The 18,380-nt window shown below is 38.6% G+C and carries 17 protein-coding genes; 14 read left to right on the top strand and 3 right to left on the bottom strand.

What is annotated here, in order from left to right:
- Nucleotides 1–17: 17 nt before the first annotated feature.
- The 9 genes from QR40_RS03550 to QR40_RS03510 all read left to right on the top strand — a co-directional run bounded on the left by QR40_RS03550 (nt 18) and on the right by QR40_RS03510 (nt 10,050).
- Entirely contained in the window at nt 18–899 is an 882-nt protein-coding gene (locus QR40_RS03550) for an energy-coupling factor transporter transmembrane component T (protein WP_044293313.1), read from the top strand.
- A complete protein-coding gene (locus QR40_RS03545) occupies nt 872–2,581 on the top strand; it encodes an ABC transporter ATP-binding protein (RefSeq protein WP_044293311.1) in 1,710 nt (569 codons plus the stop codon). The genes QR40_RS03550 and QR40_RS03545 overlap by 28 nt, the downstream gene beginning before the upstream one ends.
- Nucleotides 2,578–3,264, top strand: coding sequence for an ECF transporter S component (locus tag QR40_RS03540; RefSeq protein WP_052430672.1), 687 nt, complete (start codon nt 2,578–2,580; stop codon nt 3,262–3,264). The genes QR40_RS03545 and QR40_RS03540 overlap by 4 nt, the downstream gene beginning before the upstream one ends.
- A 26-nt stretch (nt 3,265–3,290) precedes the next feature.
- Complete coding sequence (locus QR40_RS03535) at nt 3,291–4,220, top strand: AAA family ATPase (RefSeq protein WP_044293308.1); 930 nt, start codon at nt 3,291–3,293, stop codon at nt 4,218–4,220.
- Between the two features lie 13 nt (nt 4,221–4,233).
- Nucleotides 4,234–5,403 (top strand): DUF58 domain-containing protein, encoded by a 1,170-nt coding sequence (locus tag QR40_RS03530; RefSeq protein ID WP_044293306.1) that lies wholly within the window; start codon nt 4,234–4,236, stop codon nt 5,401–5,403.
- 13 nt (nt 5,404–5,416) lie between these two features.
- Nucleotides 5,417–7,828 carry a transglutaminase-like domain-containing protein gene (locus QR40_RS03525; protein WP_044293304.1) on the top strand — a complete coding sequence of 804 codons (2,412 nt, stop codon included), beginning with the start codon at nt 5,417–5,419 and terminating at the stop codon, nt 7,826–7,828.
- Nucleotides 7,829–7,991: 163 nt separating this feature from the next.
- A complete protein-coding gene (locus QR40_RS03520) occupies nt 7,992–9,074 on the top strand; it encodes a leucine-rich repeat domain-containing protein (RefSeq protein ID WP_027292010.1) in 1,083 nt (360 codons plus the stop codon).
- A 126-nt stretch (nt 9,075–9,200) separates the two neighbouring features.
- Nucleotides 9,201–9,845 carry a DUF3796 domain-containing protein gene (locus QR40_RS03515; RefSeq protein ID WP_044293301.1) on the top strand — a complete coding sequence of 215 codons (645 nt, stop codon included), beginning with the start codon at nt 9,201–9,203 and terminating at the stop codon, nt 9,843–9,845.
- Nucleotide 9,846: 1 nt separating this feature from the next.
- Nucleotides 9,847–10,050, top strand: coding sequence for a helix-turn-helix transcriptional regulator (locus QR40_RS03510; RefSeq protein WP_027292008.1), 204 nt, complete (start codon nt 9,847–9,849; stop codon nt 10,048–10,050).
- 236 nt (nt 10,051–10,286) lie between these two features.
- Here QR40_RS03510 and QR40_RS03505 read toward each other — a convergent pair whose 3' ends face one another.
- Complete coding sequence (locus QR40_RS03505) at nt 10,287–11,597, bottom strand: FtsX-like permease family protein (RefSeq protein WP_044293299.1); 1,311 nt, start codon at nt 11,595–11,597, stop codon at nt 10,287–10,289.
- The gene (locus QR40_RS03500; RefSeq protein ID WP_081998770.1) at nt 11,587–12,666 is read right to left on the bottom strand and encodes an ATP-binding cassette domain-containing protein; all 1,080 of its coding nucleotides are present in this window, start codon (nt 12,664–12,666) and stop codon (nt 11,587–11,589) included. Before QR40_RS03500 ends, QR40_RS03505 begins: the two co-directional genes overlap by 11 nt.
- A 377-nt stretch (nt 12,667–13,043) precedes the next feature.
- Between QR40_RS03500 and QR40_RS03495 the strand changes: the two genes are divergently transcribed.
- The 3 genes from QR40_RS03495 (at nt 13,044) to QR40_RS31675 (ending at nt 16,961) form a co-directional block, all read left to right on the top strand.
- Nucleotides 13,044–15,209: a glycoside hydrolase family 95 protein gene (locus tag QR40_RS03495; RefSeq protein WP_052430671.1), complete on the top strand. Its 2,166-nt coding sequence runs from the start codon at nt 13,044–13,046 to the stop codon at nt 15,207–15,209.
- Nucleotides 15,210–15,748: 539 nt separating this feature from the next.
- A complete protein-coding gene (locus QR40_RS32195) occupies nt 15,749–16,834 on the top strand; it encodes a GGDEF domain-containing protein (RefSeq protein ID WP_044293297.1) in 1,086 nt (361 codons plus the stop codon).
- Complete coding sequence (locus QR40_RS31675) at nt 16,803–16,961, top strand: hypothetical protein (RefSeq protein WP_160295767.1); 159 nt, start codon at nt 16,803–16,805, stop codon at nt 16,959–16,961. The genes QR40_RS32195 and QR40_RS31675 overlap by 32 nt, the downstream gene beginning before the upstream one ends.
- A gap of 188 nt (nt 16,962–17,149) precedes the next feature.
- On the opposite strand, the gene QR40_RS03485 is transcribed toward QR40_RS31675, so the two are convergent.
- Nucleotides 17,150–17,542, bottom strand: a complete 393-nt coding sequence (locus tag QR40_RS03485; RefSeq protein ID WP_027292005.1) for a pyridoxamine 5'-phosphate oxidase family protein — start codon at nt 17,540–17,542, stop codon at nt 17,150–17,152.
- A 141-nt stretch (nt 17,543–17,683) separates the two neighbouring features.
- Between QR40_RS03485 and QR40_RS03480 the strand changes: the two genes are divergently transcribed.
- Together QR40_RS03480 and QR40_RS32985 are read left to right on the top strand one after the other, a co-directional pair.
- On the top strand, nt 17,684–18,109 hold the full coding sequence (locus tag QR40_RS03480; protein WP_044293296.1) for a winged helix-turn-helix transcriptional regulator: 426 nt from the start codon (nt 17,684–17,686) through the stop codon (nt 18,107–18,109).
- A gap of 111 nt (nt 18,110–18,220) precedes the next feature.
- Nucleotides 18,221–18,367, top strand: coding sequence for a DUF6783 domain-containing protein (locus QR40_RS32985; protein ID WP_334291767.1), 147 nt, complete (start codon nt 18,221–18,223; stop codon nt 18,365–18,367).
- Nucleotides 18,368–18,380 lie beyond the last annotated feature (13 nt).

Below are 18,380 nucleotides of genomic sequence, written 5' to 3'. Positions count from 1 at the left end.
AAGCGAAGGAGAAAGACATGAGCGGTTTTGAAAAATACCATCCGATTGTATTATTTTTATATTATGTATGTGTTATTTTGTTTACCATGTTTACTGCGCATCCGGTGATTTTACTGTGTACGCTGTTTGGTTCAATTCTCTTTTTTTCCATGCTGCATTCCGCCCGTATTGTGGCGCGCAACCTGGTATTCTATTTTTTCCTGTTTCTTCTGCTGGCAATCACCAATCCCCTGTTTTCGCATAATGGAGAGACAATTTTATTTTTCATGAACGATAATCCGGTTACCCTGGAAGCGATTATGTATGGAGGCGCCATCGCCGTTATGATTGTGGGGGTAATGTTCTGGTGTAAATGTATAAACGTCATTATGACATCGGATAAGTTTTTGTATCTGTTTGGCAAAACGATTCCGAAATTGTCGCTGGTGCTGTCTATGGCGCTGCGCTTTATTCCACTCTTTAAAGTACAGATCAAAAAAATTAACCAGGCACAGAAGGCAATGGGGCTGTATGCCAGGGACAGTAAGTTTGACAAGCTGGGTAGTTCTATGAGGGTATTTGACAGCCTGCTGTCCTGGTCTCTTGAAAACTCTATTGAAACTGCCGATGCAATGAAAGCGCGAGGATACGGGCTGCCAGGGAGAAAGAATTTTTCTCTTTTCCGGTTTCGGAAGGCAGATGTTATTTTAATTACAGCGATTGGGATTATGATGTTTTATATAGGCGGAAATTATTTTGCCGGTAAACTTGATTTTTACTACTACCCGGTTGTCTCCGGGATTGGAACGAAAGCCGGAGATATTTGGCGGTATGCTGTCGTTTTATTATTTATGATACTTCCCGGATTACTGGAATTGAAGGAGAAAATACAATGGAAATACTTAAGGTCGAGAATTTAAGTTTTACATACCCGGAACAGGAGGCAAGTGCACTGGATCATGTGAGCTTTTCGGTAGAAGAGGGAGAGTTTATTGTTCTGTGCGGGGAATCCGGCTGTGGTAAAACCACATTGCTTCGATTATTAAAAAGAGAGCTTGCACCCCATGGGGAGAAAGACGGAGAAGTGCGTTATCTGGGGGTAAGGCAGAAGGAATTAACAGACCGTGTTAGTGCCTGCGATATCGGATATGTTATGCAGAATCCGGAAAACCAGATCGTGATGGATAAAGTGTGGCATGAGCTTGCGTTTGGTCTGGAAAATATGGGGCTTGATAATCAGATTATTCGCAGAAGAGTGGGAGAAATGGCTTGTTTTTTTGGCATAGACGGCTGGTTTCGCAGAAATACTTCTGAGCTTTCCGGAGGGCAGAAGCAGTTGCTGAATCTGGCATCTATTATGGCAATGCAGCCCAGACTGCTGATTCTGGATGAGCCCACTTCCCAGCTGGATCCCATTGCATCATCTGATTTTATCGCTACCCTTGTAAAGCTGAACCGGGAGCTTGGAACCACGATTATATTGACGGAGCACCGCCTGGAAGATGTTTTCCCGGCTGCGGATAAAGTTGGGATTATGGAAAAGGGTAAGCTGCTGTTGTGGGAGAATCCCAGGGAAGCAGGAAAAAAATTAAAAGAAATTAAAGCAAACCATAAAATGATGCTTGGACTGCCCAGTGCAGTACGGATCTATAACGGGCTGGATGTGGATTGTGCCTGTCCGCTTACGGTAAGAGAGGGGCGCCAGTTTTTAAGTACCTGGTACAAGGAGGAACCAGAACTGGATCAGAAGAGCGAATCCATTCACAGGGATCATGAATTCACGCAGCAAGGGCTGAAGCAGGAAATAGTACTGTCCATGAAAGACGTCTGGTTTCGCTATGAACGGGAGCTGCCGGATATCCTGGAGGGTGTCAGCCTGGAATTATATAAAGGGGAGATCGTTAGCATTTTGGGAAGCAATGGTTCCGGGAAAACCACACTGCTCAGTGTGATCTCTCATGTAAACCATGCATATAAAGGAAAAATCAAAATTTTTGGTAAGAAACAGAAAGCGTATAAAGGAAATGAATTGTACCGACAGATTCTGGCATCACTGCCTCAGAATCCCCAGACGGTATTTTTAAAGGAAAGTGTATGGGAAGATTATGAGGAAATGGGGAAAGTAATGGGTTATGATAAGGAAGAATTGAGTGGGATGATTGAGCAGACGGCCAAGATGTTAGAAATTGAACACCTTCTTCCCAAGCACCCCTATGATTTAAGCGGCGGAGAACAGCAGAAAGCAGCCATCGGGAAAATGCTGTTGTTAAAACCTAAAATTTTGCTGCTGGATGAGCCTACCAAGGGAATTGACGCATCTTCGAAGAATCGGTTACTGGAAATTATGAGAGATTTAAAGAAAAATGGGATAACCATACTGATGGTAACTCATGATGTGGAATTTGCAGCAGAGGCATCGGACAGGTGCGGTATGTTTTTTGACAAAGAAGTAACCTCTATTGATCTTCCAAAGAATTTTTTCTGCAATAACAGTTTTTATACCACGGCAGCAAACCGGATTGCAAGGCATATGTACAGGGATGTGGTTACCTGTGAGGATGTTATCGCTATGTGCAGGACAACCGGGAGGAAGCAGGTATGAGTAAAAAGCGGATAACTATAAATGTCCTGCTGATACTGGCAGCTTTTGGGGTAATTGTTTTCGGTGTGCGTATGTTTCAGGACCGAAGGTATAATCTGATCTCAATACTGATTGCATTTCTTGCCTGCATACCGTTTTATATGGCATATGAAAAAAAGGAAGGCAGCATACGCCGAATGGTAGTCCTGGCAGTAATGGTGGCGATATCCGTTGTGGGAAGATTGATTTTTGCGGTGTTGCCCGGTTTTAAACCGGTAACAGCGATTGTGGTGATCGCTGCTATCTATATGGGTTCGGAATCCGGATTTTTAATTGGATCGCTGTCAGCTATTATTTCAAATATGTTTTATGGGCAGGGGCCCTGGACGCCTTTTCAGATGCTTGCCTGGGGAAGCCTGGGGCTGATTGCGGGGCTGCCGGTGATGCAGAAAATTTTGAAGAACAGAGGAATTTTGGCAGTATACGGGTTCCTGGCGGGATTTGGATATTCAGCCATTATGGACATATGGACGGTGCTTTCATTTGACGGAAGCTTCAGTCTGGCGAGATATCTGACGGTACAGGCAATCGCACTTCCGGTAAGCATCGAGTATGCCATATCCAATGTGGTTTTTCTGATGCTGGGAATCGGTCCAATCGGAAGAAAATTAAAGAGAATTAATATCAAACATAGAATATTTTAAAGGTCAGGAAGGAGAGGTATACATACATGAAGCATACAGAACAGTTAGTTCAGGAAATACAAAAGGTTATCGTAGGAAAAGAGGAAGTTATTCAAAAAGTGCTGATGGCAATTCTGGCAAAGGGACATATTTTACTGGAGGATATACCAGGAGTGGGCAAGACTACACTGGCACTTGCAATCAGCAAAACACTGGGACTGGATTACAAGAGAATCCAGTTTACCCCTGATGTTATTCCGTCCGATGTTGTAGGATATACGGTATATGATAAAAAAAGCGGTGAGTTTGTTTATAAGCCCGGAGCAGTTATGTGTAACTTGCTGCTGGCAGATGAGATCAACCGTACCTCCAGTAAGACCCAGGCTGCACTTCTGGAAGTTATGGAGGAAGGAAATGTTACTGTTGACGGAAATACCTATGAGGTTCCAAAACCCTTTGTTGTAATCTCCACCCAGAACCCCTTTGGTTCCGCCGGTACACAGCTGCTTCCCCAGTCCCAGTTAGACCGTTTTATGGTAAAACTGGAAATGGGATATCCGGATTTTGAGAGTCAGGTCAATATCTTAAAGGACCGTCAGGAAATCCAGCCGCTGGATACAATCAAAGCAGTGATTAACAAGGCCGATTTGGAAGAGATGCAGATGGAAGTGTCCAGGGTCAAGGTAAAAGATGAGATACTGCGTTATATAACAAGGCTTGCAGAAGCGACCAGAAGCCATGAATATATTCAGCTGGGCGTAAGTCCCCGTGGTGCCTACGCGGTCAATAATATGGCGAAAGCATCTGCCTATATAGCCGGACGTGGTTATGTGACCCCAGAAGATGTCATCGGTATTTTCCCCTCCGTCAGCAGCCATCGTGTGATACTCCATCCCAAGGCAAAGGTAACCGGAGTATCTGCCATGTCTATTATGGAAGAAATTACTAAGACCGTTTCTGTACCGGAAATCGCATAACCAGGAGGACTTTATGTTAAAGACAAGAATATGCTATGGAGTATGGCTGTTGGGGACGGTAATCCTGTACATCTATTCAGACTCATACTGGGCATTTTTTCTCCTGATTGCATCTGTGGCAATTCTCCCTGTCTGCGGGGCGGCAATTCTGACTGTCCGTCACAAATTGTCGTATTCATTTCAAGCGGTATCCATGGCAGGCAAGGGAAAGCAGGTACAAGGGGAACTCAGCATTCAAAATCAGAGTATTTTCCCTGTGCTAAAAGTGTGCTGCTACCTTCAGTTTTTTAATCAGCTGACCGGAGAGACTCAGACCCAGGAGATTTATTGCGCCATACCGGCAGGAAAAACGGAAAAGCTGAACTGGAATCTGAAAAGCAGATATTGCGGAAATGTACAGGTGACCATTGAAAAGGTAACTTTATATGACTGGCTTGGGATTTTTACTGCGCGGGAGAAGCCGGATCAACATGGACATATTGTAATATTACCCGACATATTTCCTGCAAATGTACAAATCAGCGACAGCCTGAGTGCGAATTGGGACAGCATTACTTATTCAGACAGCAAAAGAGGGGACGATCCAAGTGAAATATTTGGCCTGCGGGAATATCAGGCGGGAGACAGTCCGAAGAATATCCACTGGAAGGTATCCGGCAAGCTGGATGGGTTATATGTAAAGGAACTCAGCCTTCCTGTAGAAAATTCCATAATTCTGTTATATGAAACGGCATCTTTTGAAAAGAAGAAAGAAAAAGCCGCGCTTCGCGATGCAATGATGGAATCCTTTTTATCAGTATCCCAGTCTCTGATTCAGAATGGGCATCTTCATACTTTAGGGTGGTATGATCAGGAAAAGGGGCTCTTCCGCCGACAGGATGTTACATCGGTGGATGAGTTAGCAGAGATGACAGCAGGATTTCTCGGAATTCAGAATAAAGAGCTGGGAGAGACCAGCCTCCATTATTATTTAGAGGACTGTATTGACAATCCCTATGCCCATGTGATCTATATAACAGCCTCAGATGGTGGAGAAGATCTGAAATGCTTAAGTGAGATTTGTTCTGTGGCTGTTTTGCAGTGCCGGATAAATAAGCAGGAAGTATCCGGGAATTTGGACCATTCGCTGGTAGTATTTACACCGGAGACAATGACAGAAGAATTATGCCAGTTGGTAATATAGGGGATACAATGATATGAAAAATGGAAATCGAAACACAGTTAAGAAAAAATCTCAAATTACAATTCAATTGGAAAATCGGAAAAATAGTGGCAGAGAAGGTTTGTTTCACTTGCTGGCAGGATTACTTCCGGCTTTTTTGCTTTATCTTGGCATCTCTTTGTCTTTTATTTATCTTCTTGATCTGCCGGTGGAGGTATACTATTCGGCAGCTTTTGGACTGCTGATCCTGATACTGCTGCAGTTACAGGGAAAGTACAGCCGTTATGTGAAGGCAGGTACGGCTCTTCTGGCTGCTGTTGGAATCCTGTTTCTCTTAATACGCCAGGAGTTGATGCTGGACGGCTTTCTGCTGACCATGAACCGGATTGGGCAGGTAGTCGGCAGAAACTTTGGAATTTTCCTGAAAGTTTATGATATTGGTATAGCTGAGGAATTACATGGAATATCCCTTTGTCTGTTCTGGATATGGAGCTGTCTGCTGTCTGCTTCAGTTGTAACCGTAATTATCCGGCTGCGCAGTATAGTACTCTTATGCATAAGTGTATTACCATTATTGCTGCTGGAATTATGTACTGGTGAAAACTATGGTATCATACCTGTGATAATGATGCTGGCGTCCGTAATGGTTCTATTGAGTTTTTTTGTACATGGCAGGAAAAACCGGAGGGCATTTGGCAATGGTAAATATTTGGCAATCCTGCAGGTATCAGGAATACTAACGGTTGCTTTTGCAGCGCTCCTGGGATTGATGGTCAGTACAGTATCTGTAAATAGCTACACGAAAGCAGGATTAGCAGAGGCGTTAAAAGAAGGAATAGCAAAAACAACTTCCAATATACGCTATGAAAAAGAGAAGACCAATTCTTTTACACAGGGACAATTTAAGGGACTGGGAAATTTGACATTGAAGGATACAACTGCACTGGAAGTGCTGATGGATAAGCCGGAATCCTTGTATTTGCGCGGGTTTGTCGGAAGTACTTACACCCAGAATGGCTGGAAAGAGTTAGAAAAATCCGTCTATTATGAAGCGAAGGACCTGTTTTACTGGCTTCACGAAACAAATTTTAATGGATTAAACCAGCTCTCCCTGGTGAATCAGCTGGAAAATGGGAAAACGGATGATGAGACTGTGGAGATTACGGTGCAGAATGTAAATGCAAACAGCAAATACATCTATACCCCCTATGAACTTAAGACAGATCCCGGTAAGATAGATGGGAGCAAAAATATGGGGGATGTTTCCTTAAAGTCACAAGGATTGTTTGGAAACCGCCTGTATCACTATACTGCAAACAGTAATCTGGTGAAACGGTATCCTACACTGGCATCAAAGTTTTATGAAATCAGGAATAGTGATACTGCAGCTGAGTATGCGGGAAATGAAAGTTACTATAATGCCTTTATCTACCGGAATTACCTGGATATACCGGACCACCAGAAACAGATTCTGAAAAGTCTTCTGAAAATAGAAGAGGCATCAGGGAGTGCTCATTATCCCTATGAAGAAGCAAATGCTTTGATTATGGGATATCTGGACAAGAATATAGAATATTCGGAAGAAGTGGATACCTTTTCAGGAAATTATGATTTTTTGCAATGGTTTCTTCAGAGCCAGAAAAAAGGATATTCCGTCCACTATGCAACAGCTGCAGTTCTGATGTACCGGTATCTGGGTATTCCTGCAAGATATGTGGAAGGTTATCTTGTGACACCGGAGGACGTAAAAGGTGTGGAGGCTTATGAACCAATCGAAATTACCGGAGAAAATGCCCATGCCTGGGTAGAAGTCTATCAGGATGGCATTGGCTGGGTACCTATGGAAGCAACACCACCTTATCTGGGCATTATGGAAAGACCGGAATTTTCACAGGCTCCGGCACTTACGGGAGACGGAGGTCAGTCAGATGACTCAGGCAAATCAGAAAAGATAAAAGATGAGGAAAAAGAATTAAAGAAAAAGAAGACAGGCAAAAAGGCAGAAGTACCCGTGAAAAAGATGTTAGTGACTGCCGCAGTTGCTCTGGCTGTCATTTTAATATTATCATTGCTGATCTATGTACTTTATCACAGAAGGAAACTTGCAAATCGTAAAAAGAGTTTCCTTGTAGCTGATAATAGGTTGGCGGTAAAGCATCTCTATGCTTATATTTTATTTTTGCTTCACTATGATAAGACCCCGAAAGCAAAGGGATCCCATTATGGTTATGTAGGAATTCTTTCAGAAAAATATTCTGAAGATTTTGGAGAAAAATTCAGGGAGACACTGGATGTGGTACAGGGAGCAGTTTATGGTGATCTGGATGTTTCAAAGGAGCAGAGGGAAATGGCAGAGCAGCTGAAAGATGAGACATTGCATCTTATTTTGAAAAAGAAAAATTTGTTTAAAAAGATTAAAATGTGGCTGATTGATTTTGTATACTAAAATTTGGAGGAGCTAATCACCCGGACTATTTAATCCCTTTCCAAAAAATTTCCTTCAATAATCTGTTTCCTGATGTAAATTTGAGATTAATATGATAAAATAGTTTTGTAATTTAATTTTACATATACAGCATTTATGAAAAAGGAAAAGAGAGGGAAAGGATATGAAAAAAAGACATGGTATGATGTGGACATTGGCGATATTAATGTTCATGATGGTATTGCTGCCAATGAATGTTTTAGCTGAAAGCAAGGTGATTCCCAATGATGAAACAGGTATTCCGGACAAAGCCCTGTATCTGACTATTTTAAGGGAAATGGAGAAAAATGACGATGAAACATTTACAGAGAAGGAAGCTGCTGAAATAACTCAATTGGATACCTACTACATTAAAGATACAAAGCTGAAAATAAGGTCCTTAAAAGGGATAGAAAAACTGAAAAATTTAAGTGGAATAGATTTTTCGAATAACCAGATTACCAGTATTTCAGAATTAAAAACGCTGCGCGGCTTGAGAGATTTGGACGTATCACAAAATCAAATTACATCCCTTTCCGGTATTGAAAGGCTAGTGAAGATTGACTGTCTAGATGTAGCCATGAATAAGTTAAAAAGCCTTTCAGGAGTAGAGCACTTAAGAAAGTTAGCGATGTTTTATGCTGATGCTAATCAGCTGACAAGTATAAGACAGATCAAGCATTTGGTCAACTTAGAATATGTAAGTGTTATGGGAAATAAGCTCACCAGTGTAAATGAAATAAAAAATCTGCCGGGTTTACAATATTTTATGGCTGACGGGAATCGAATAACGAAACTGCCGAATCTTTCAAAGCATACAAATTTTGTTAATCTTGAATTGAAAAACAATCGTCTAAACAAAAAAGAACTGGATAAAAAGGCTCCAATTGCATTTAGAAATAATAACACCTGGTATCAAAACACACTCCGGCTTCAGAAGCTTGTAAAAACCATAAACATTATGAAGCCCTCATCTATTGATAAGATTACAAAGAAAACGAAAAAAATTGCAGGAAAAGCTAATAAAAATGCTACCATAGTGCTCCGGGATCCATCCAGAAAAAGAATCCAGACTGTAAAGTCTGACAGTAAGGGTTATTTCACCTTAAAAAATTTAAAGCTTAAAAAATGGGCAGGAAAGACTTTATCCCTAGAGTCGTTTGTTGTGGATAAAGATTTATCACGGTCACATACACTGAAAGTTGTAAAATTCACAGTTCGAAAATAATAAGTACATATTTTGTTTTCATTAAAAGTGATATATTTGTATCAATATAGTCTTGACAGCCTCGTTATAAAGTGATATATTTGTCATGTAAAGAGATAAATATATCACTTTTAAGGAGGGATATTAATGAAACGAAATAAGAAGTTTTCGGTTTTAATTTTATTGATGCTTTTACAATTTGCTGCAGTATTTTATGCTTCTGTTTATAACGAAGGAAGGCTTGTAAAGCCAATGGATTTCAGTACCTACCAATTCCAGACGAATGATTTGCCAATGATTATCGCGACTGCCTGTTTTGTGATTTATATGTTTTATTTCATATTCAGTATGATAATTAGTTCTTTCAAAGTAAATAAAGTTAATAAGGAAAAAAACAAAACCAGAAGCCTGAATCCGAAATTCGGGTGGTTTGGATTTTTCGGGTTTTTCGGATTTTTTGGAATTATGACGTATATGGAACAGCGGACAGTATGGCCTTTTATGTTCTTTGTCTTTTTCGGATTTTTTGGCTTTTTTTATGAGGCTAAGCTGAGCAATACACTCATTGACGAGCGTTTTAAGGAGGAGAAAACCAGGGCTGATTTGTCAGCTTTAAAAACAGGATTTTCCATACTCTTTCTTGTGACCTGGTTCATGGGGTTTGTAGGGGATAAATTAAGTACGGATGTGGTTGCAATTGCCTATATCGTTTCCTCTTCTCTTATCATTGCTCTGGTTATATTCCTCTCAAGTTACCTGCTTTATAAATACGACACAGAGGATATAGAGTAATATGGGAGCAGATTTTGTATGCAATTTAAAAAAATACAGGCAGTTAAAAGAAATGACGCAGGAAGAGCTGGCTAATGAGGTGGGAGTACGCCGGGAAACTATAATGCGGTTAGAAAAAGCTCAATATAACCCATCGTTAAAGCTGGCAATCGATATTTCCAGAGTGGTAGGAGCATCTATAGAGGATATATTTATATTTGATTAAGTTTAAAAGCGATATACAGATTATCGCTTAAACACAAGGTTTATCAGCAATAACTCAGGTTTTGCATTTGATTTACTACTATTTTACCACTTACAAAAGAACTTAGATATGACACTATAATTAAAAGCATATGATAAATGTTACAAAACCGCAGATTATAATTCACTAATTAATGATTCATAATCTGCGGTTTTTATTTGCTGTATTTAAGAATATCTATATCTAAAATATCTATGTTAATAATTTATATTTTTGGTATTAATAACATATACAATAATATAGTAGCAAAAGTACAATACCAAAAAACATAAAGTGTAGACACCTAATGAATATAAACAAATATTATTCAATACGTTTGGAAGCAAAGTGTTTACCTTATGATTAATTAGTGGTGTAGCAACTAACAATATAACAAAAGCCATAAATGAAGGTATAGATAAATTTATTAATGTTTGTTTTCTTATTAATGATTTCAGTTGTTTTTTATCTTTTCCTAGATAAGTTAATAGCCTTACTTCCTCTTCCTTATGTTTATTTTCTATAATCTCTTTTAATGAAATAATAGAGAAAAATAAAACAATAAAAATTATACAGATGAAAATTTGTAATACTCCCATCCAATTTTGATTATCTTTATTTAAAAACAAATCTGTGTCTGTAAACATTAGTACACCGAATATGAATGCCATTGCTGAAAACAGCAAACAGCAACAAAAAACAGTATTTATGATAGTGTTACTCTTTGAAGCGGAAGTGATTTTACCAACTAAATAGAGATATTCCTTTTTATACAGCTTTTCATTGCATTCTTTTCTTTTTGAAATTAGCAGTTGAAATAACCAATTATAAAATGAAAATACGTTCAGTAATATTGGTAAAGAAATACTCGGTATTAAAAGAAATACAAAGTCTTCTGATGAAAACACTATTGCGCAAAGCATAAATACAAAACATATAAAACTACTCAAAAATATAAAATACCAAAACTGATAATTATATTTTACAGTTGAACTTTCATTACGCTTTTTCTCTTTCATTAGTTCACATATCTGTAAATCTTTTATACGATGATATATAATTAAACAAGTGGAAAACGATTCAATGATTATAAAATAAATGACTCCGTGAAATATGCTTTGAATGAATATAATTACTGACATATTTATATTGAGTAAAATCGCAGTCAAATAGCAAATTGGAAAACAAAGTAAACTACTAATAAAAAAACAAATAAGACTAATTCCATTAAATTCTATCACGAACATTTTAATTAAATAATTTTTTTCCATTCCCATAAGTAAATAATTTGCAAATTCTTTAGACCGCTGCGTTAACATAAATTTATTGATATATCCCACAAGCACAATCGAAATCAGAATGATCAGTATGGGGAGAGATACTGTTTGAAAACCAAAATTAATATTACTAATCATCGAAATATAATTGCTGACAGACATAATTGTGAGTAGAATTACTAAAGTAAAAGTATACAATAGATAATCAATCATAGAGCGTTTTGCATTTCTGAGAGCTAATCTAAAGTACATGGTTAGCACCTCCCTCAATTTTAGCTATTGTATCTAATATACGAGTGAAAAAGCACTGCTTAGGTTCTTCTTTTCTTTGAATTTCCGTAAGAATCTTACCATCTTGCAAAAATAAAATTCTATCACAATAACTAGCAGATACTGTGTCATGAGTCACTAACAAAATAGTCGCATTATATTTTTGACGAAGCAAACATATGGTATCTAATAACTGCTTTGCAGAAATAGTATCTAAAGCTCCCGTAGGTTCATCTGCCAGAATTATACTAGGATTTACGGCAATAGCTCTTGCACAGGCACAACGCTGACGTTGACCTCCAGATACTTCATAAGGAAACTTTTGCAGCACGTCAAAAATATTCAAAGTGTCCGCTATGCTTTCAATTTTTTCTTTTATTTTCTCTTTAGGGAATGCTTTAATTGTTAGAGCCAATGCAATATTTTCATAAATTGTCAAAGTATCAAGAAGATTATAGTCTTGAAACACAAACCCAAGATTTTCACGCCGAAACTTTGCTAAATTTTTTTGGGAAATTGTTTTCAAGTCTTGCCCATTTATGATAATAGTTCCACTTGTTGGCGTGTCAACAGTAGCTGCCATATTAAGCAATGTTGTTTTCCCTGAACCTGATGCCCCCATGATTCCAACGATACTGCCTTTATGAATTTCAAAATTAACATTATTAATTGCACGAACTTCAGAATCGTTATTTGAGTATATTTTAGTCAAATCAGACACCTTTAGTATAACTTCTGATTGTTTTTTTGACATATATGAAAAACTTCTATCCTTTCCAATCCAGGCATTAATAATTTCATAAAGAACTTGATTTGATTTTTCTTTTATATCTTCCTCTGTAATGTATTCTCCGAGTAATAACTCGTTTAAGGTTATTCCCAGCAAATTACATAAAGGCATAAATAATGATAAATCTGGCATTGACTTACCATTTTCCCATTTGGATATTGCTTTATCTGTAATACCAAATTTTTCTGCTAATTGACTTTGAGTCAGCCCTTTTTGCTTACGGCAATGAGCTATAAATTTCCCGATTTTTACTTGATTCACTGTTATCCCTCCAAATTTTAATGTAATCTACATATCAAATTTAATATAAATACATCACATTTAACACCAACCAAAGGTAGAGTTATCTGTTTGATTATTCACAACTCTACCTTTGGTTGAGTTATAGATGTAATTTGCATTTATAATGATTAAAATTATCTTCTGACTTAGATTATAGCATTTCGCACTTTAGGAAACAATTATTGAAGTCCGCAAATTTTAATGTGCTAAAGCTTATGTATCACTCATATCGTCATATCAAAGATAATCCTTCCCTTTGTGCCCAAGATGTATTAAAATGTATAAGAGAAATACAGAATAATAGAAAGAAAGTAAAATGTAATAAAAATAGAATAGAATTTAATCAGGAGGATTTTATGGAATTATATTATAAGCAGCCCGCTGCCAGGTGGGAAGAAACACTTCCCATCGGCAATGGAAGCCTGGGAGGAATGATCTGGGGGAATATCAGCCAGGAGCTCATAGGTCTAAATGAAGAAACGATATGGTCAGGTTATCAGCATGATAAGAATAATAAAAATGCACTGGAATTTTTACCCGAAGCAAGAAAACTGATATTTGAAGGGAAAAATGCAGAAGCACAGCGGTTAGTGGAAGAAAAAATGCTGGCTGAATTTACAGAGAGCTATCTGCCGCTTGGAAATCTGAAAATAGAGTTCTCCCATGGCAGTAATGTAGAAAACTATGTGCGGAGATTGGATATTGACCATGCTTTGGCAAATGTCGCCTATGATGTTGACGGGGTGGGTTATAGTAGAGAATTTTTTGCTAGTTTTCCGTCCAAAGCAATGTACATACGGCTTTCCAGCAGTGCAAGCGTAATGGGGATTCGGGTATCCATTGAAAGCGATTTAAAACCGGTTTATGAAAGTAAGCCTGGGATGATCCGCATGAATGGAACTTGCCCGGAGCATGTAGACCCAAGTTATGTGGACAGTGAAACACCTGTTATATGGGGAGATCGCGGACAGAAATTTCATGCAGATCTGACCCTGCTGTCAACAGATGGAACACATGAAATCGTATTCGAAGAGGAAAAGGCAGTCCTGGCAGTGAATAATGCTTCGGAAATAATAATAGCATTGACCGCAGTCAGGAATCCCGATGTGGTCTCTGAATTTAACAGCTGCGGATATAAAGGGGTGAAAGAAAAGCACGAATTGGACTATGGGAACCTTTACAACAGGGTAGAACTGGATCTGGGCAGTCAACCGGATGTGCCAACCGATATTCGCTTACAGAATATGAAAGATGGAATTGAAGATACGGCGATGTATGCATTATATTTCCAATATGGAAGATATCTGTTAATCAGTTCCTCCAGAGAAGGGGGAATACCGGCGAATCTGCAGGGAATCTGGAACTGGGAATTCCGTGCGCCCTGGAGTTGTAATTTCACCACAAACATAAATGCCCAGATGAACTATTGGCATGCCCAGAGCTGCAATCTTGCAGAGTGCCTGGAGCCATACTTCAACTTTGTAAAAGGATTAAGCATTGAGGGGCAGAAAACGGCACAAACACATTTCGGATGCAGAGGATTTACCGTGTCCCACAATACGGACTACTGGATGAACACCAATCCGGTTGGAGTGGCCCATGGAAAAACCGGGGGACAGGAAAACAGTGGGTGTTATTCCTTCTTCCCGCTGGGAGGGGCCTGGATGTGTGAGGAATTCTGGAAGCACTATGAGTATCATCGCAATAAAGAATTTTTGAAGGAAACTGCATATCCGGTTTTGAAACAGGCAGCGCTGTTCTGCGCAGACTGGCTGGTGCCGTATCAGGGTTATTATGTAACCTGTCCGTCCGCTTCTCCGGAAAATGTTTTTCTCGTACCCGGCAAAGAAGGGGAAAAAGCGTCACTGACCTATGCCTGCACCATGGATATGACGATTATCCGGGAAGTGTTTGGAGATTTTAAAAAGATATGTGCAGAGTTAGAAATAGAAGATGAATTATTGCAGGAAATAGAAGAAAAAGAAGCAAAATTATATCCCTATAAGATCGGCAAATATGGACAGCTCCAGGAGTGGCCTGTTGATTATGAAGAATCTGAGCCGGGGCACCGCCATATATCCCATTTGTATGGAATGTATCCGGCGGAGCTGTTTGAAGAAGAATATCTGAAAGAAGCCTGCCGCAAAACGCTGGACAGAAGGCTGGAAAATGGTGGAGGCCACACCGGATGGAGCTGTGGATGGATCGTTCAGGTATTTGCTGTCATGGGGGATGCGAAAATGAGCTTTGAATATCTGAGAACCCTGCTTACCAGATCTACCTATCCCAATCTCTGGGATATGCATCCGCCATTTCAGATCGACGGTAACTTCGCCGGCAGCGCAGCCATTGCAAATATGCTTGTGCAGGACAGAGGAGGAGAATTGAAGATACTTCCGGCACTTCCGGTGGAATGGAAAGATGGGTGTGTGAAAGGTCTTCGGATCAAAGGTAACAGAACCATTGATATTCGTTGGAAAGATCATGTTTTAGAAAAGTATGAGATTCATGAAGAAGGGTAATTACCGGAATATTATTAGAGATAGACATAAAGCGAATAAAGGTGTTGTTAATGGAATAAAAAGAGGAAATGCAAGTATCACAGTAAAGACAAGCAGCGGGATGCAGGCAGTTTGTGAAGTTAGAGTCAAATAATGTTATAGTAATTATTTATCTCCAGCCATATTTATGTGGTTGGAGATTTTTTCAAAGTTCAGGCAACGCAGCCCGCTATACATCCTGAAATAGTGGAAAAATACCGCAAAGAAGGGATTGCAGATGCAGAGAATAATTTTCATACGTATATAAAAGCTTTCGTTTACTTCCTTTATTAAGGATGCTATACTATAATAAATTTATCAGTTTTAATAGAAGTGAATGAATATTTGTAACTTTAGAAGAGCAGGAATAATTTGGGTTTAACTGATTAATGGACGCTTTGCAAAATAAAATTAATCTTATTACACACATATCACACAGAACGGGCGAAACACACTACTGTTCGGATGGAGTACTATGATACAAAAATATAAAAATGTTCCAGAGAGCAGGAGGATACAAAATGCTGAAATCACAGAATCAGAACGATATCGATTATATTCATAATGTATATCGCAACATCGCATTTCTGGGTATCATCTTACATATGGTATATGCATTTATATACATTTATTTTCAAATTGTTCCTGCATTTGCCTATAATATTTTGAGTGTGTTATTTTATACGATATTAGTGATGATTGTCAGTAAACATAAATATGCACTTACCGTGGTTCTGATCCATTTGGAAGCATGTATTTTTGTTATCACACAAACACTGCTGTTTGGATGGGATGCGGGCTTTTACATGTTTTTAATAGCAATGGCGAGTATGGTCTACTTCTGCCCGTTTCGTTCCTCATATACACCTTATATATTTTCATTCATGCATATAGCGACAATGTTTATATTGTACTTTTATTTTATAAGACATAACCCAATGGTTTATTCAGAAAAGACATCTTTATATCTTTACTTTAGCTGCAACAGCATCAGTATGTTTATTATGATACTCTACACAGCATACGTTTCAAAAATAAGTGCATTAGTAAATAAAAAAGAGCTGATTAATGAAAATAGGAATCTGCGTGAACTGGCAGATTATGACCAGCTTACCGGATTATACAGCCGTCGTTATTTAAAAGACTGCTTCAATATCTGTCCTGGCGATAACAGTTATCTGGCAATAGGTGATATTGATAATTTCAAAAGAGTTAACGATACCTACGGACATATATGCGGCGATTTTATCTTAAAAGAAATGGCTGAGCAGATGCGTTCCCAATTTGATCCGAATGTATTTCTTTGCCGGTGGGGTGGGGAGGAATTTGTACTGGTTTTTTCAGAAGCAGAATACAGTGATCCCAAAAAACAACTGGAATTTTTTTGCCGCTGGATAAGTAATTACCAGTTTCAATATAATGATAGTTCTATTCCGGTCACAATAACATTTGGTGTGACAAAAGGAACTAATAACTTACCGTTGAACGACTGGATCGATCAGGCAGATAACTTATTATATCAGGGAAAGCGGAGTGGAAAAAACAGAGTGATTGCCGATATCAAAAGGAGAACAAATGAAAGAACAAATGAAAGAATACATGAATGAGCCGGAAGCTGCTGAAATTAGTAGTGAGGCTATCAGCAAAACGTATAAAGAGATTCAGGATATCAAGACAGTTGCAAAGCAATATTGTTTATCATCAAAAGAAGTAAAAGCTTTGCTCAGGAAATAACAGCACTGATTTCTATTAAGGTCTGGATTGCATTTTATCCCATGACCGCCCCCTTAATATTGTTGATTACAAAGCGGATTTCCGAGAACGTCAAAAATAATATAAGGGGGCGTGAAAATGCGAAACTATGTATAAAAATGTGTGGTGGCTTGTCTAGATCTGCTGCCGGTACGGTGCCAATCTGTGAATTAAAACTTAATAGTCACGGGAGCTTCTGTAAATGAGGAGATAGTCGCAATAGCATCTTTTAGATAAAAAACTTCGGTATTGCCATCATAAGCTGAATACATTTTCTGCAATTCAGGATAAGCGTCAAGCATGTGTTTCCTTGCTTCAACGTTGTCGTCTTCAATAGCAGCAGCTTCCACGCGGATCCATTTACCATCTGCCATTCCACAGATTTCGATTTGCGGATTAGAATGAATCTGTTTTGACACATTTTTAGTTTTTCCGGTTTGGATATACATTTTGTTTTCGAAGATATCCACAGTTCCAAATGGGCGGACTCTTGGTTTATCTCCGTCTATCGTTGCGATATAATAGGTTCCACATTTTTTTAAAAAATCAAATACTTCTTTCATGAATGTTACCTCCTTTTTTTCGATTGACCGTCAGTCATCGTTGCTATATAATGTTACATTAATAGGATATGCTTTTCAAGTACGCATATTTTTATTACATAGTCATAAAAATGTGACTATTGGATAAAGGAGCGGATTTACATGAATGATAAAATTGATGCAAATATATTTTGTCCCATATCGGTAACACAAAATGTACTAATGGGAAAATGGAAATTAACTATTTTATGGATCGTAGCTCAGAAAACCAGGCGTTTTGGCGAACTGCAGAGACTCATACCCGATGTGTCACGAGGTGTCCTTACCCAGCAATTGCGGGAATTAGAAAGAGATAAGCTGATACATAGAGAGGTTTTCAAAGAGGTTCCGCCGAAAGTTGAATATTCCATCACTGAAATCGGCAAGAGCTTCATCCCCGTGATGATAAACATCATGGAGTGGGGGGTATCTTATATTAAAGAAACAACCAACTGCGATATGGATATGTGCGTTGAAAATAATTTTGCATGTTCTAAATGTTATGAAATGTTAAATAATGTGGAATCTATGACGGAAAATCAGGAATAAATCAGTTGTAGACAGACACTGCAGTAAGAGCGCGTATGTTTTTAAAGAAATGAAAATGTAGTAGGAGGATTGCTGTTAATTTTCGGCGGTTCTTCTATTTTTTGATTCTATATATTTTTAGTCATATTTGCCCCGAATTCAGGTTACGTAGCCCGCTGCGCGCCTTCCATCCGGGTCAAATCGGCCACAAAGTGTGACGCACAGCTGCCAGAAAGCAAATTAAAATCACGCTCTGGTGCAAAATGGAAGAGTATATAAACTACTCTTCATT

Origin of the sequence: Robinsoniella peoriensis (genome assembly GCF_000797495.1) — a bacterium.
Classification (GTDB): Bacteria; Bacillota; Clostridia; order Lachnospirales; family Lachnospiraceae; genus Robinsoniella; species Robinsoniella peoriensis.
Note: the sequence above shows the minus strand (reverse complement) of the source record. Positions and strands in the feature narration are given on the sequence as shown.